Source organism: Fodinicola feengrottensis, from assembly GCF_039530045.1.
Lineage (GTDB): Bacteria > Actinomycetota > Actinomycetes > Mycobacteriales > HKI-0501 > Fodinicola > Fodinicola feengrottensis.
On record NZ_BAAANY010000007.1, the window covers coordinates 1 to 13,290 of the forward strand.

Sequence of the window (13,290 nt, forward strand, 5' to 3'; positions counted from 1 at the left end):
TGCCCGCTTTTTGGGCGTCCCGTCCGGCGCGAGTTGACGCGCGCGGCAGGTACTGCCGCCATAAGCACAGACCCACCCGCCGCACGAGGGAGTAAGAGGGAATGCGACGGATGGGCCTGATCCGTGGGCGCCCTGATGGGCGCGCTATTCAGCTTTCTCTACTACAGACGCCCGAGTTGTCGAAAAGGTTGGGGCGACTTTTGCCGGGTAGTCAACTGCCTGATGGTGCATGACAAAGTGGACAGTCGGCACGAACTTCGCGCCTGTGGGCGGAATGTCTGGTTTGTCGCGAGGATGGTTCGCAAACTGGGCGAACGACGTTTCCTTGGAGGGTGTTCTGCGGATGGTGGATCTCGGGTACGAGGCTGGGAAGCCGTTTGAGCTGACCGTTGAGACGGTGGCCGAGCGGCCAGGGGTGGTGATCGCGGACTGCCGTTTCGAGAACGTCGAAGGCGAGCCGGTTGACGCGTATCTGGTGTCGCCCAAAGACGCGCCAGCGCGGGCCGGCGTGGTCTTCCAGCATTCGACTGGCGGACGGGTGGGCTTCCTGGCGGAGGCGATCCGGGTAGCCGAAGCCGGCGGGGTGGCGTTGTCGCTGCCAGTGACCTACCAGGCGTCCGGCGAGCAGGCGCCGATGATCCGGCAGTCGATTTACGCGATCCGCAGGGGTGCGGACATCCTGCTCCAGCGGACCGACCGGATCGGCTGCGTCGGGCACAGCGCGGGCGCGATGATGGCCGGCACCGTCAGTGGCCTCGACGACCGGTTCAGCTGCTTCGTTTTCGAGGTCGGGCTGTCCGGGCTGAGCTTCCACTACCGAGACAGTCAGCACCCCATGGTGCAGGCACAACGCGCGACCACACCGCCGGACGAGTTTGCCGCGCTACTGGAGTCCATAAGTCCGTACGACGCGGTGCGTTTCATCGCCGACGCGGCGCCGACCCCGTTGCTGTTCCAGTCTGCCCGGTTCGACATCGGGGTCAGCGTGGCCGAGTCGGAGACGTTCTTCGCCGCCGCTGGCGAACCCAAGGAACTGCGGTGGTACGACACTGGCCACGAGGCCAACGATCCGGCCGTCTACGCCGACCGGGCGCGGTTCCTCGCCGAGCACCTGGACCTGCCGGCCTTGCCCGAAATCCTGGCCAACCGGCTCGCCTGACGTCAGTACGCTTACTGGTGTGCGTTCCGTCGACCTGCTGGACACTCCGGATGGGCCGGTGGTCGAGATGATCGACCAGACCCTGCTGCCCGCTGAGCTGGTGATGCTGCGCTGCCGTACGCCGGTCGAGGTCACCGACGCGATCGGGCGGCTGGCCGTACGAGGTGCGCCGGCGCTCGGAGTGGCCGGCGCGATGGGCGTCGCGCTGGCCGCCTGGCATGCGACCGCGGGCATGACGGCCGAGATCGATGCGCTGCGTGATGCGCGGCCCCCCGCGGTCAACCTGGCCCGTGGCGTCGATCGGGCGGCCGGCGCGCTGGCTGGCGGCTATCCGGCCGTACGAGATGCCGCCCTGGCCTTGCGCGACGAAGAAGAGGCCGCCAGCCGCGCGATGGCGACGCGTGGCGCCGATGTGGTCGGTGAGCTGCTCGGCGACGCGCCGGCTCGGGTGCTCACGCACTGCAACAAGGGCCTGCTCGCCACCACCGGAGACGGCATCGCGCTGGCGGTCGTACGCGAAATCCATCGCCGGCAACGGCTTGCCAGCGTCGTCGCCAGCGAAACCCGGCCGCTGTTGCAGGGCGCCCGGCTGACCGGCTGGGAGCTGGAGCGACTGGGCGTGCCGTACCGGATCGCGGTCGACGGCGCCGGCCCGTTCCTGCTTGCCCGTGGTGAGGCCAATGTGGTGCTGCTCGGCGCCGACCGGGTCTGCGCCAACGGCGACGTGGTCAACAAAGTCGGCACGTACGCTCATGCGCTGGGCGCGCATCGGGCTGGTGTACCGTTTCTCGTGGTCGCCCCGGAGTCCACAGTGGACCGGGACACCGCCAGTGGCGACCGAGTGTCCATTGAGGACCGCGGCGCCGCCGAGGTGCTCGGTTTTGCTGGCGTACGAGTGGCTCCAGAAGCCGCCGGCGCGATCAACCCGGCCTTCGACGTGACGCCGGCCGACCTTGTCACCGCGCTGGTCACCGACCGCTGCGTGGTTCGCTACGACCGCGGGGAGCTGCCGTGACGGCCCGGTACCAGGCCCGCTGGGTGGTGCTCGGCGACCGCGCCGGCACGGTCATCCCGGACGGCGTGGTCGACGTCGACGACTCGGGCCGTATCGAGTTTGTCGGGCCAGCCACGCACGCTCCCGTCGTCGACGGGCCGGCGACCACCCTGGGCGGGGCTTTGTTGCCTGGCCTGGTGAACACTCACTGCCACGCGCCGATGACGCTCTTTCGGGGCGTTGGCGAGGGTTTGCCGCTGGAGCGCTGGCTGCGGGACGTGATGTGGCCGCGGGAGAGCCGCCTGACTCCCGACGACGTTTATGCCGGGATGGCGTTGGCCAGCGCGGAAATGCTGCGGTGCGGGGTCACCACCAGCTCGGAGATGTATTTCCATCCGGACGCGATGATCGCCGCCAGCACGGATTCCGGTGCCCGGCTGGTGGCGGCCGCCCCGCTGCTCGCGCCGCCCGGTACCGCTCAGCTGTCCATATTGGACGGTCAGCTGGCGGCCGCGCTCGATCACGCGGTGCGCTACGCGAAAGATGAGCGAGTGCGGATCGCACTGGGTCCACATTCGGCTTACACCGTGCCCATCCCGTTCCTCGCGACCGTCGCGGAACAGGCCCAAGCGGCCGATCTTTTGGTGCACATCCACGTGGCCGAGACGCAGAACGAGGACGCCGAGCTGCGCGAGACGTACGGGACGAGTTCGCCGCAGGTGCTGGCTGACCATGGCGTCCTCGAGGCCCAGCTGATCGCCGCGCACGCGGTGTGGCTCTCTGACGAGGATGTCGAGATCTTCCGCCGCCACGACGTGTCGGTCGCGCATTGCCCCAGCAGCAACGCCAAACTCGCGTCCGGCATCGCCAGAGTGCCAGTCTTTTCGGCCGCGGGACTACGGGTTGGCCTGGGCACCGACGGCCCGGCGTCCAACAACACCCTTGATTTGTGGCACGAGATCCGGCTTGCCAGCCAGTTGGCGAAACTGTCCACAATGGACGCGACCGCGCTGCCGGCGGCGGAGGCGTTCTGGATGGCCAGTGGTGGCGGGGCGGCCGCGCTCGGCCTGGACGACATCGGGATTCTGGAGGCCGGTCGATGGGCCGACCTCGTCCACCTGGACACCGAGGACTCCGCGTTCGTCCCGATCGAGACTCCCACCGACGTCATCACGCATCTCGTCTGGTCGGCCGGCAGTCGGCACGTACGGGACACCTGGGTGGCCGGCCGTCAGGTGGTCGCCGACGGGGTCTGTCGTACGCTCGATGTGGCCCAGCTCCGCGCGGATGTCCAGGTCAGAGCCCTTCGATTGGCCCAGTGATGTGACTTGTGTCACAAAGAGAACCGGCAACCGGGTCTTCGCGGCGAGCGTCTTTCTAAGTGCAAGGGTTTACCGGCGGCGGCCTGAGGCGGACCAAGAATCCTCCTTTAGTCAGTAGGGGTCACCGCCCATAGATGGATGTTTTTCCACTTCGGGGCAACCATCATCAATGAAGTGGCAACGGTGGGAGAGGGCATGACGGGGGTAGCGACCGGCGTACGTCGGCGAACGACGGTGCGATTCGCACCGGTGCAGCGACGGGCTCCGGGTGTCCGCCCAGTGGTCCGGATGATCGACAGCAGCCTGGTCGCGGTACCGGTTCGTCGCGAGTCACCGTTCGAGATCGCGGCCAAGCGGCAGTTGCGTGAAGCGTTGGTCGTCGGCCGCAGTTGGGCCGCGGTGATCGCGGCTTCGGCCGCGTTGGTGGCGGTCCTTCTGCAGCTGTACATGTCGGACGAGGTCGCCGCGGTTGTCCTGGTGCCCGAATGGGTTCCGTCGGTGGCTGTCCTCATTGGACTGTTGGCCGCGCTGGCGGTGCGGTCGGCCGGTCGGCTGCTGCCGCGGCGGTTCGTCGTCGGCTTCGGTTGGTTGTCTGCCGGTCTGCTGGCCTGGTCGGCCGGCTGTCTGGTGCACGACGCGCTCCGGGTCGCGCACGCGGCGCCGATGGCGATGGTCTGGAACGGCCTGCTGGCGCACGGGCTGGCCCTGCTCGCGGCGATGTTGCTCGCGGTGCGGACGTACCGCTTCCAGCGTACGACCCGAGGTCGCTGAGGTCTTAGCGTACGAAACCGGGCGGATCCCTTAGCGGGGTCCGCCCGGTTTTTGTCTGTCTACGCTGGGACGATCCAGAGATCGGGGACGATCCGCTGGAGCGCGGTCGCGGCGCTCTTGTCGGTGAGGACCGGCCAGCCGCGTTTGCTGCCCAGGTAAGCGACGTGGGCCGCGGTGGTGTCACCCTCGGCCAGGTTGTAGAACTGGTTCATCGCGTCGGACGGCACCTCGGCCCGGTCGTGCAGCCAGGTGGCCGGCTCGGAGAGCAGTCGGGCCAGCGCCGGACCGCCGTTGGGGCGGGCGTCGTACGCGTCGTAGAGGGCGCTGTCGGGGACAAGCAGAGTCAGCGCGTGCGTGCGGGCGACTCGGAGCACGGACTCGGCATAGACGGTTCTGTCGGCGAATGAAGTCAGAGCGGCAACGTTGAGGATCCAACCACCAATATGACCGATCACTCCGCCCCCATCCGCATGGTTCCTCCGACGGTCAGCAGCTCGATTTCACCTGTGCTGTGTAGCCGCACACGCGGCGAGCACGCTTGTAAGCCTAGAGTGCCGGACCGCCTTCGGAGAAGGGTAGGGACCATGACGCGCCGTGAGTCCGCGTGATAGTGGGTCGCATCCACCTCACGGAAAGTAATCGCTGGTAGATGCGTTGTTTTGCTCGTTTTGGTATGGACCTGATGTAGCCTTACTTGCGACTTAACCGACATTCTTCGCGAGTGGGAGGCGCCTCGAAATCACTGTCCACTGTGGGCCGTCAGATATGGGACGTTTGCCTGGTCTAGCCTCTCAACCGAACGGCTGAAGCCGCTTGCGCGGCCTTCCATTCATGCGAAGATGAGAGTCGGCCAGGGAATACCCGGGCAGCTTGATGGATCCTCGCGCGGTGGTGGCCGTGCGTAACCGGTGGGGGCACGACAGATGACAGCAACTGTGCGGAGGCTGGTAGCGGTGGCCTCAGCAGTCGTGGCGTTCGTTGCTCTCGGCGTCGTCGCCGGCTCGTTGGCCGTGGTACTGATATCACATGCGTCTGCTTCGGTCGCAGACTCGGCTGACAACGCGCCAGCACTACCCGACGGTGTCAGCTGGAATGCGTTGGTTGATCAACCGGCTGGTAACGGCTGGAACTAACGACTATGTAACAAAGCGGAAACCTGGGTCGGGAGCTCCTATGATCGCGCCTCAGCCGAGGGACTCTGCGAGTCGTTCTCGCCTTTGGATGCTGTTTGCGCTGGACGGCGTGTTGGCCGTCATTACTATCGGCGTGCTGGCCGGGCGGTACGAAACGGCAGGACTGCCGTTGGGGTCGCCCATCCTGGTCGCGGTCCTGACTCTCGTTTTCCTCGTCTGCGAGAGCACTCAGATCCACCTGCAGTTGCGCAGACAGGTGCAGTCTTTTTCGCTCTCCGAAGTTGCCTTGGTTATCGGGCTGTTCACCCTCCCGCCAGCTGGCATCCTGGTTGCGCGGATAGTCGCCATCCTCATCTTGTTCACGGTGCGACGCGCGTCGGTAATGAAGTCCGTCTACAACGGGCTCTCGTACGCTGCTGAGGTCGCGATCGCCGTTCTGGTATTCGACCGGATAGATCAGCACGATCCGACGAGCTGGAGCGGTTGGCTCGCCGCGTTTGCCAGCGGCGGCGCTGCGATGGGGTTTGGCTTCTGTTCAGTAGTGGCGGTGATCTGCGTAGTCCAGGGCGTAACTCCGGGCGCTCACGTGCTCCGCACCCTCTTGTACTCCGCGGTGACTGGTGCTCTCAACGTGGCGACCGCTTTGGTCGTTTTGATTGTCCTGTCGGTCAATCCCTACGCCCTGTCGCTGTTGTTCGTACTCGGGGCTGTACTTGTAGTCGGATATAGGACTTTCGCGCGATTTCTTCGGCAGAATAAGAACCTGTCTGATCTGTACGATTTCACCACGGTTGTGGCCGCTGCCCGGCAACGAGGCGCGATAGCAGACGTGTTGCTCACGCGAGCGCGAGAATTGCTGAACGCGGAGAGCGCCACTCTCTGGATCCCGGCTGAGCGGCGATATCCGGAAGTGCGGCTCACGGCTCGCATTGACGCCAATGGCGTCGTCGACGAGGTCGCTGACGAATCGACTCAGACAGACGCGATCGAAAGACATGTGCTTCAACAAGGAGAAACCCTGTATATAGCCCCTCGCCATCGTTCTGCTGAGGAGGCGCTTCAAGGACCGATTGCGGCGCGAGGGGTCCGTGACATCATCGCGGTTCCGCTGCGGTCGGGCGATGCGGTCGTGGGCTGTTTTGAGGTGGTCAACCGGCTCGGTGATCTTGAGTACTTCAAGCGCGAAGACGTACGGTTGATGGAGACGTTGGCTGCGCACGCCGCTGTCGCGGTCGAGAATTCCAGGTTGATTGATCGGTTGCGGCACGACGCGTACCACGATGCGTTGACCGGGTTGCCGAACCGGCGGCGGTTGACGTCCGCGATCACCGAGGCGTTGGGTGTGCAACCGGCGCCGGGCGAGGCTGTGGCGCTGCTTTTCCTGGATCTGGCTGGATTCCGCGAGGTCAACGAAACGCTCGGCCATGACGTGGGCGACAAGTTGCTCGCCGAGGTGGGCAGCCGGTTGTCCGCGCGGGCACCGGACGGCGCGCTGGTGGCCAGGGTCGGCGGCGACGAGTTCGCCATTCTGTTGAGAGTGGACGGTAGTGACAGTGCGGTGGCGACGGCGGTGGCACTGCAGTACGTCCTCACCGAAGCCAGCGGTACGGACGGGGTGCCGTTCGACATCACCAGCTCGGTCGGTGTCGCGCTCTATCCCGACCACGCGTCGGACGCGAACGGCTTGCTGCAACGGGCCGAGGTGGCGCAGCGGGAAGCGGTCAAGAACCCGCGGGGCGTACAGATCTACAGCGCCGCCCTGGAGTCCCGGAGCGTGGCGCGGATTGGCCTCGCCGGCGACCTGCGCCGGGCGATCGAGTCCGGCTCGCTGAGCACCCATTTCCAGCCCAAGGTGGCGCTGTCGAACGACGCGCTCGTGGGTGTCGAGGCGCTCGTACGCTGGAACCACCCGGACCGGGGCCTGGTCTCGGCGACCGACATCATCCCGGTCGCGGAGAATTCCGGCCTGATCGTGGCGCTGACGATCGAGGTGCTCAGTCAGTCCCTCACGCAGCTGGCCACCTGGCGGGCCGAGGGGCGGCAGATCGACCTCGCGGTCAACCTGTCGCCGCGCTGCCTGAGCGATGTGGACTTCCCGGTAGAGGTCGCCGCGCTCCTCGAAGAGCACGCGATCGACCCCGCGCACCTGACTTTGGAGATCACCGAGGGCGGCCTCGCCTCCGACGCCGAGCGGCCGCTGCCGGGCCTGCAGTCGCTGCGAGACCAGGGCATCCGGCTCTCTCTCGACGACTTCGGCACCGGCTTCTCGTCCCTGTCGTACTTGCGCCACCTGCCGGTCGACGAACTCAAGATCGACAAGTCGTTCGTACTCAACATGGCCACCGACGCCAGCGACCTCGCGATCGTACGGTCGATCGTCGACCTCGCCCGGCACCTCGGCATCACTGTGGTGGCCGAAGGCGTTGAGACCGAGATGACCCTCAACCTCCTGCGCGACATCGGCTGCGACATCGCGCAGGGCTTCCTGTTCTCCCGGCCGCTGCCGCCGGAGCGGCTCGACTCCTGGATGGCGGCCCGTACCGAACCCACCGGCGAAGGAGCCCTGCGCGGCCTGCGCGTCGTCCGGCTCTGAACTACCGGAACCCGTTTCACAGCACCCAAGGCCGCCGTGTACGCTCTAACTCGGTTCGGAAGCAGTCGGTCCGCGACCAAGACTGGCCCCTTTAGCTCAGTCGGCAGAGCGTCTCCATGGTAAGGAGAAGGTCTACGGTTCGATTCCGTAAAGGGGCTCCAAGCGAGCCGCAGCTCGTTGCGGCGGTGTAGCTCAGATGGTAGAGCAAGCGGCTCATAATCGCTGTGTCGCCGGTTCAAGTCCGGCCACCGCTACCGTGATTGGTGACGTGTGTCCGCGGAGAGCGCGGACCTGGTCACGTTCGCATTGCCCTGGGGGCGGGGCCCTCAGACCCCGCCCCGGGGGCAAGCCCCCGGACCCCCCGATGTGCTGAGTCTGGCAGTGGGTGGCGCGTTCGCGCCGGGGCTGGGTTCCGTCCCTGTGGTGGCGTTCGCGTTTGTATGGTGACCGTTCCTGTGGTTGCGTCCGTCCGCATGGTGACCGTCTCTATGGTTGTGGTCCGTCTGGCGTCCGGGTGGGGCGTACGTGGTGACGGTGTTGACGTAAGATGGAGGGCTGTGCGGTCGTTCTGGCCGGACAGCTATCCTGATTGATAGTCCGTGTTGATGTGCGCCTGAGGTCCCTCGGCGTACGCCCTGATGTGAAAGAGGCTCTGCGCCGTGGCTTCCACCGACGTCCGCCCGAAGATCACGATGGCTTGTGTGGAGTGCAAGAACCGCAACTACATCACCAAGAAGAACCGTCGCAACGACCCCGACCGCATGGAGCTGCAGAAGTTCTGCCCCAACTGCGGCAAGCACACCGCGCACCGCGAGACCCGCTAGCCGCCAGTGACTGACGAGGTCGTCGGCCGGACGTACGAGAGCGACCGGCCCTATCTGGTCAGTGCGGAGAAGATTGCCGAGTTCGCGGCCGCCATGGGCGACCCGAACCCGGCTTTCGGCGATTCGGCGGCTGCCACCAAGCTGGGTCATCCGGACGTGGTCGCTCCACCGACCTTCGTCACGGTGATCAGCTTCGGTGCGCTGAACCAGGTGATCGCCGATCTGGGCCTGCGTCTGCATCGGCTGTTGCACGGCGACCAGCGGTTCGTCCATCACCGCCCGATCGTGGCCGGTGACCGGCTGGTCAGCCGTACCAGTATTGAGAGCCTGCGCCGCATTTCCGGCGCCGAGATCTACACGGTGAAGACCGAGGTGTCCACTGTGGATGGTGCGGCGGTCACCTCCGCGACCGCCACGCTGCTGCACCGGCCCGAGGAGTCCGAGTGACCGCCGAGATCCCGCAGCGCCAGTTCACCGTCACCCGGGCCGACCTGGTCCGCTACGCCGGCGCGTCCGGCGACTTCAACCCGATCCACTGGAACGACCGCGCCGCTCGGGCGCTGGGTCTTCCGGGGGTGATCGCGCACGGCATGTACACGATGGCGGTGGCCGCTCGTACGCTCACCGACTGGGCCGGCGACCCGGCCGCCGTCAGTGAGTACGCGGTGAAGTTCTCCAGCCTCGTAGAGGTCCCTGACGACGACACCGGCACGACCTTGACGGTCTCGGCCAAGGTGACCAAGGAACTCGACGACGGCCGCGTCCAGGTCGACCTCACGGTCACCGTCGACGGCGAGAAGGTCCTCAACCGGGCCCGCGCACTCGTACGCCCGCCCGTCTAACTCGAACCCGGCCGACCGCATCGACGCGATGCGTGCGTTTGGCGCACGCATCGCGTCGATGCGGCAAAGTTCGGCGCTCCTAGTTGATGCCTTCCATTCGCTGCACGATTGCCGGAGTCGCCAAGTAGAGCAGCACTCCGACCGCGATCGCACCCACGCCAATCGCGCCGAAGTAGAAAACTTCGGTGCTGGCCTGGTAAAAGCCGACCACCTGGGCGCTGATGCCCTGGGCGGCCGCGTCGGACAGGAACCACAGGCCCATCGTCTGTGAGGCGAAGGCGGCCGGTGCCAGCCGGGTGGTGGTGGACAGGCCGACCGGCGAGACCAGCATTTCCGCGACGATGACGATGAAGTAGCTGCCCACCAGCCAGAACGGGCTCACCTTGACGGTCGTCCCGTACAGCAGCCCAGGCACCGTCATGAGGATGTACGACAACCCGGCGATCGCCACACCGTACGCGAACTTGTGCGGTGTCGACGGCTGCCGGCTGCCGAGTTTTGTCCACGCCCAAGCGAAAATCGGGGCGAGCACAATGACCCAGAGCGGGTTGATGCTCTGGAAGAAAGACGGCAGCAGGGTGATGCCGAACGCGTGCAGGTCAGTACGTTGGTCGGCGAAGATCGCCAGCACCACCGAGCCCTGCTCCTCGATCAGCCAGAAAACTACCGACGTGACGAAAAGCGGGATATATGCCCAAAGTCGCGACTTCTCCACCGCGCTCGTACGCGGACTTCTGAGCATGACGGTGAAATACGCGATCGGGAGCAGGATGCTCAGCACGCTGACAACGTTCACCAGTAAACCGACTGTCAACAGCCGGAAGAAGCCAGCGATCGCGATCAGCACGATCAGCGCACACAGGCCGATCCCGATGTTGCGGAACACCGAACCACGGTTTTCCGCTGTCAGCGGGCTGATCGGGTGGGCGCTCGCGCTGCCCAGCAGGCGTCGGCTGAGGGTGTACGTGACCAGGCCCAGTGCCATCCCGACCGCCGCGCAGATGAAGCCGACGTGGAAATTCGTCGCGCCGTACACCGCGCCGACAACCAGTGGCGCGAGGAACGCGCCGGCGTTGATGCCGATGTAGAAAATGCTGAACCCGGCATCCCGGCGCTGGTCTTTCTTGTCGTACAGGTCACCGACCACTTTGGACACGTTGGTCTTGAGCAGACCGGTGCCGATGATGATGAGAAGCAGGGCGATATAGAGCGCCGGCTGCCCGCCGCCGGGGATCGATAGCGTGATGTGGCCGAGCATGATGATGACGCCACCGGTCAGCACCGAACGCTGGTTGCCCAGCAGCCGGTCCGCGACCCAGCCACCCAGCACCTGGCTCATGTAGATCATCGCGCCGTAGATCGACACCAGCGCGGCCGCGGTGGCCTTCGGGATCGCGAGGCCGCCCTGGGTGGTCTCGTAGTACATATAGAAAAGCAGGATCGCTTTCATGCCGTAATAAGAAAAACGTTCCCAGAACTCGGTGCTGAACAATGTCGCCAGCCCAAGCGGCTGGCCGAAGAAACGGGTGTCGCGAGGGGCGGATTCCGCCGTCGGCGCGCTCACAGGTGTGACCTCGTTCGTCGCTGGATGTCAGATCCTCCGGACCCTAGTGCTGGCAGTCGCAGCGGGGGCCTGGAAAGGTACGGAGTTATCACACTGTTACCGGCCAAAACCGGCAACCCGGCCCGGAATCAACTCGGCAGCCGGCTGGTTGCTCCGGTCACAGCTCTCCCAACCGACGAGGGGTCCAGATGTCCAAGCCATTCAGCGAAGAGGACCGGCAGAAGTTCCTGGCGGGCAAGCACGTGGCGGTGGTCGCCGCGGCTGCAGACGACGGGCGACCGCCAGTGGCCCTACCGATCTGGTACGGATACGAGCCGGGCGGCAACATCCTGATCAACACCGGCGCCGCCAGTCGCAAAGCGCGGGCATGGGAGAAGGCCGGCGCGGTGACCGTCATCGTCCAACAGGAAGAGCCGCCGTACCAGTACGTCATCGTCGAAGGCACCATCATCGACGTGGCGAAGCCGACTCCGACCGACATCCGGGAAGCGATCGCGATCCGCTATCTCGGTGAGGAAGACGGCAAGAAGTTCGCGGCCGCCATGCCCGGCGAAGGTGCGGCCCTGTTCACCGTACGACCAGACCGCTGGATCACGGCCGACTACTCTGAGTAGCTGGCGGCAGTTCCTGCCGCGGCGCGTCAACTCGCGCCGGACGGGGTGCCCAAAGGGCGGGCACCCCGGCGGCGCGAGTTGGTCGGCCTACGGCCGACGCGGTGGTGGTTGGGTTGGGTTGGGTAGGCACGGCGCGGGGGTTGTGTTGGGTTGGGTGGGCGCGGCGCGGTGGTGGATGAGTTGGGCGTGTACGGCGCGTTGTGGTCGAGTCGGGTGGGTGCCCAAAAGGGCGGGCACCACTACTCTCACGGCGAGCTACGTCCACCGCCCGCGGTTGGGCGGCGTGATCCCGGCTTCGCCACGATGTGTGCGTTAGGTGCTCCACCGAGGTACCCGCTACGGCGCGAAACTGTCGTACCCCCCTGTCTAAATTAGCCCCCACCCAGATCGGGTGGGGGGTGGGTTTGAGGACGCGCGTCGACGAAAATTTTGACGTGTCCTGAGGTGTCTGAGGCTGTAGTTGCTGGAGTGACTTGTTCCGGCTGACTGTGTTGATCAACAACAAAGGCGCCTCATCCGTCACGTCAGCCGCAGACGCGACAGGGATGCTCCCAGCTCGACCACCACCGCGTCGGCCGTAGGCCGACCGAATGACGTCGCCGGGGTGCCCGCTCTTTGGGCGCCCCGTCCGACGTGATTCGATGCGCGCGGCAGGCACTGCCGCCAGAAACGACGTGCGCGGCAGGCACTGCCGCCAGAAATACGGATCCCGGATGGGGAGAACCCACAGTGGGTTCGTTACACTGGCGCACTGGGTCACACCGCCCTCTGTGCAAGCATGCCCCTGGCAGGGGCTTGTTGGCGGGAGGCAGTGTGGTTCGGCCGGGTTGGATCGGCAGTCGGCGCGTGCGGGCCGGTTGTCGCAAAGACGCGGTGCAGGTCAGAGGGGTGTGGCTCAATTGGTAGAGCAGCGGTCTCCAAAACCGCAGGTTGCAGGTTCGAGTCCTGTCACCCCTGCACTGTTGGGCGACGGTGGCGCTCCAAGACACGGAACAACGACGTGACACCGGCCGTTTCCCGGTGGGAAACCGACGATGGAAGAGGCGAGCGTGGCTAAGGGCAAAGGCTCCGCACCGGCCGACGATGAGGCTGACGCGGTGCTGCCGGACGACACCGACACGACGCAGGACGACGCTGATGCGGTTGACGACTCCGCTGAGGAGTCCGGCGAGTCGCGGCGCTCATCGGACAAGAGCGACCGCAAGTCGGACCGCCCGAAGTCCAAGCGTGGCGGCGGGCGTACGAATCCGGTCAGCTGGGTGCTGCGGTTCGTCCGGGAGGTCGTCGCGGAACTCGGCAAGGTGATCTGGCCGACCCGTAAGGACCTGATCACCTACACGCTGGTCGTGGTCGTGTTCCTGGTGGTCATGGTCGCCCTGGTCGCCGGGCTGGATGTCGGCTTCGAGCGGCTGGCGCTGCTCGTCTTCGGCGGCGGCACCAGCAGCTAGCCACCGGCGAAACCAAGTAAGGCTGA

At 65.8% G+C, this 13,290-nt stretch carries 12 protein-coding genes and 3 tRNA genes; 13 read left to right on the forward strand and 2 right to left on the reverse strand.

The genetic code is table 11. From position 1 onward, the window contains the following. The first annotated feature begins 343 nt into the window (after positions 1–343). The 4 genes from ABD301_RS08245 to ABD301_RS08260 all read left to right on the forward strand — a co-directional run bounded on the left by ABD301_RS08245 (position 344) and on the right by ABD301_RS08260 (position 4,246). On the forward strand, positions 344–1,159 hold the full coding sequence (locus ABD301_RS08245; RefSeq protein WP_344308629.1) for an alpha/beta hydrolase family protein: 816 nt from the start codon (positions 344–346) through the stop codon (positions 1,157–1,159). 19 nt (positions 1,160–1,178) lie between these two features. Next, positions 1,179–2,174, forward strand: a complete 996-nt coding sequence (gene mtnA / locus ABD301_RS08250) for an S-methyl-5-thioribose-1-phosphate isomerase (RefSeq protein ID WP_344308631.1) — start codon at positions 1,179–1,181, stop codon at positions 2,172–2,174. Next, positions 2,171–3,475 (forward strand): amidohydrolase family protein, encoded by a 1,305-nt coding sequence (locus ABD301_RS08255; protein ID WP_344308633.1) that lies wholly within the window; start codon positions 2,171–2,173, stop codon positions 3,473–3,475. The genes mtnA and ABD301_RS08255 overlap by 4 nt, the downstream gene beginning before the upstream one ends. Positions 3,476–3,670: 195 nt before the next feature. Further along, a complete protein-coding gene (locus ABD301_RS08260; protein WP_344308635.1) occupies positions 3,671–4,246 on the forward strand; it encodes a hypothetical protein in 576 nt (191 codons plus the stop codon). A gap of 59 nt (positions 4,247–4,305) precedes the next feature. Here ABD301_RS08260 and ABD301_RS08265 read toward each other — a convergent pair whose 3' ends face one another. Next, positions 4,306–4,701 carry a hypothetical protein gene (locus ABD301_RS08265; RefSeq protein ID WP_344308637.1) on the reverse strand — a complete coding sequence of 132 codons (396 nt, stop codon included), beginning with the start codon at positions 4,699–4,701 and terminating at the stop codon, positions 4,306–4,308. A 766-nt stretch (positions 4,702–5,467) separates the two neighbouring features. Between ABD301_RS08265 and ABD301_RS08270 the strand changes: the two genes are divergently transcribed. The 6 genes from ABD301_RS08270 (at position 5,468) to ABD301_RS08295 (ending at position 9,638) form a co-directional block, all read left to right on the forward strand. Beyond that, on the forward strand, positions 5,468–7,972 hold the full coding sequence (locus ABD301_RS08270) for a putative bifunctional diguanylate cyclase/phosphodiesterase (RefSeq protein ID WP_344308638.1): 2,505 nt from the start codon (positions 5,468–5,470) through the stop codon (positions 7,970–7,972). A gap of 85 nt (positions 7,973–8,057) precedes the next feature. Continuing rightward, positions 8,058–8,133: transfer RNA gene (locus ABD301_RS08275), tRNA-Thr, on the forward strand. A gap of 20 nt (positions 8,134–8,153) precedes the next feature. Further along, a tRNA-Met gene (locus tag ABD301_RS08280) sits at positions 8,154–8,226 on the forward strand. A gap of 405 nt (positions 8,227–8,631) precedes the next feature. Next, positions 8,632–8,796: a 50S ribosomal protein L33 gene (rpmG, locus tag ABD301_RS08285; protein ID WP_163567634.1), complete on the forward strand. Its 165-nt coding sequence runs from the start codon at positions 8,632–8,634 to the stop codon at positions 8,794–8,796. 6 nt (positions 8,797–8,802) lie between these two features. After that, a complete protein-coding gene (locus tag ABD301_RS08290) occupies positions 8,803–9,243 on the forward strand; it encodes an FAS1-like dehydratase domain-containing protein (protein ID WP_344308640.1) in 441 nt (146 codons plus the stop codon). Then, positions 9,240–9,638, forward strand: a complete 399-nt coding sequence (locus ABD301_RS08295; RefSeq protein ID WP_344308642.1) for a MaoC family dehydratase — start codon at positions 9,240–9,242, stop codon at positions 9,636–9,638. The genes ABD301_RS08290 and ABD301_RS08295 overlap by 4 nt, the downstream gene beginning before the upstream one ends. A gap of 79 nt (positions 9,639–9,717) precedes the next feature. Here the strand turns inward: ABD301_RS08295 and ABD301_RS08300 are convergent, their stop codons facing one another. After that, a complete protein-coding gene (locus ABD301_RS08300) occupies positions 9,718–11,202 on the reverse strand; it encodes a peptide MFS transporter (RefSeq protein ID WP_344308644.1) in 1,485 nt (494 codons plus the stop codon). 188 nt (positions 11,203–11,390) lie between these two features. On the opposite strand from ABD301_RS08300, the gene ABD301_RS08305 reads away from it, so the two are divergent. From ABD301_RS08305 to secE, 3 genes are all read left to right on the forward strand, one after another. After that, the gene (locus ABD301_RS08305; protein WP_163567636.1) at positions 11,391–11,816 is read left to right on the forward strand and encodes a pyridoxamine 5'-phosphate oxidase family protein; all 426 of its coding nucleotides are present in this window, start codon (positions 11,391–11,393) and stop codon (positions 11,814–11,816) included. A gap of 884 nt (positions 11,817–12,700) precedes the next feature. Continuing rightward, positions 12,701–12,773, forward strand: a tRNA-Trp gene (locus ABD301_RS08310). Positions 12,774–12,865: 92 nt separating this feature from the next. Then, positions 12,866–13,264 (forward strand): preprotein translocase subunit SecE, encoded by a 399-nt coding sequence (gene secE, locus ABD301_RS08315; RefSeq protein ID WP_344308646.1) that lies wholly within the window; start codon positions 12,866–12,868, stop codon positions 13,262–13,264. Positions 13,265–13,290 lie beyond the last annotated feature (26 nt).

Bases quoted from the DNA above. Each gene is read 5' to 3' on its own strand.
- ABD301_RS08245 (WP_344308629.1), top strand. From the start codon at position 344: ATGGTGGATCTCGGGTACGAGGCTGGGAAGCCGTTTGAGCTGACCGTT.
- ABD301_RS08260 (WP_344308635.1), top strand. From the start codon at position 3,671: ATGACGGGGGTAGCGACCGGCGTACGTCGGCGAACGACGGTGCGATTC.
- ABD301_RS08270 (WP_344308638.1), top strand. From the start codon at position 5,468: ATGCTGTTTGCGCTGGACGGCGTGTTGGCCGTCATTACTATCGGCGTG.
- ABD301_RS08305 (WP_163567636.1), top strand. From the start codon at position 11,391: ATGTCCAAGCCATTCAGCGAAGAGGACCGGCAGAAGTTCCTGGCGGGC.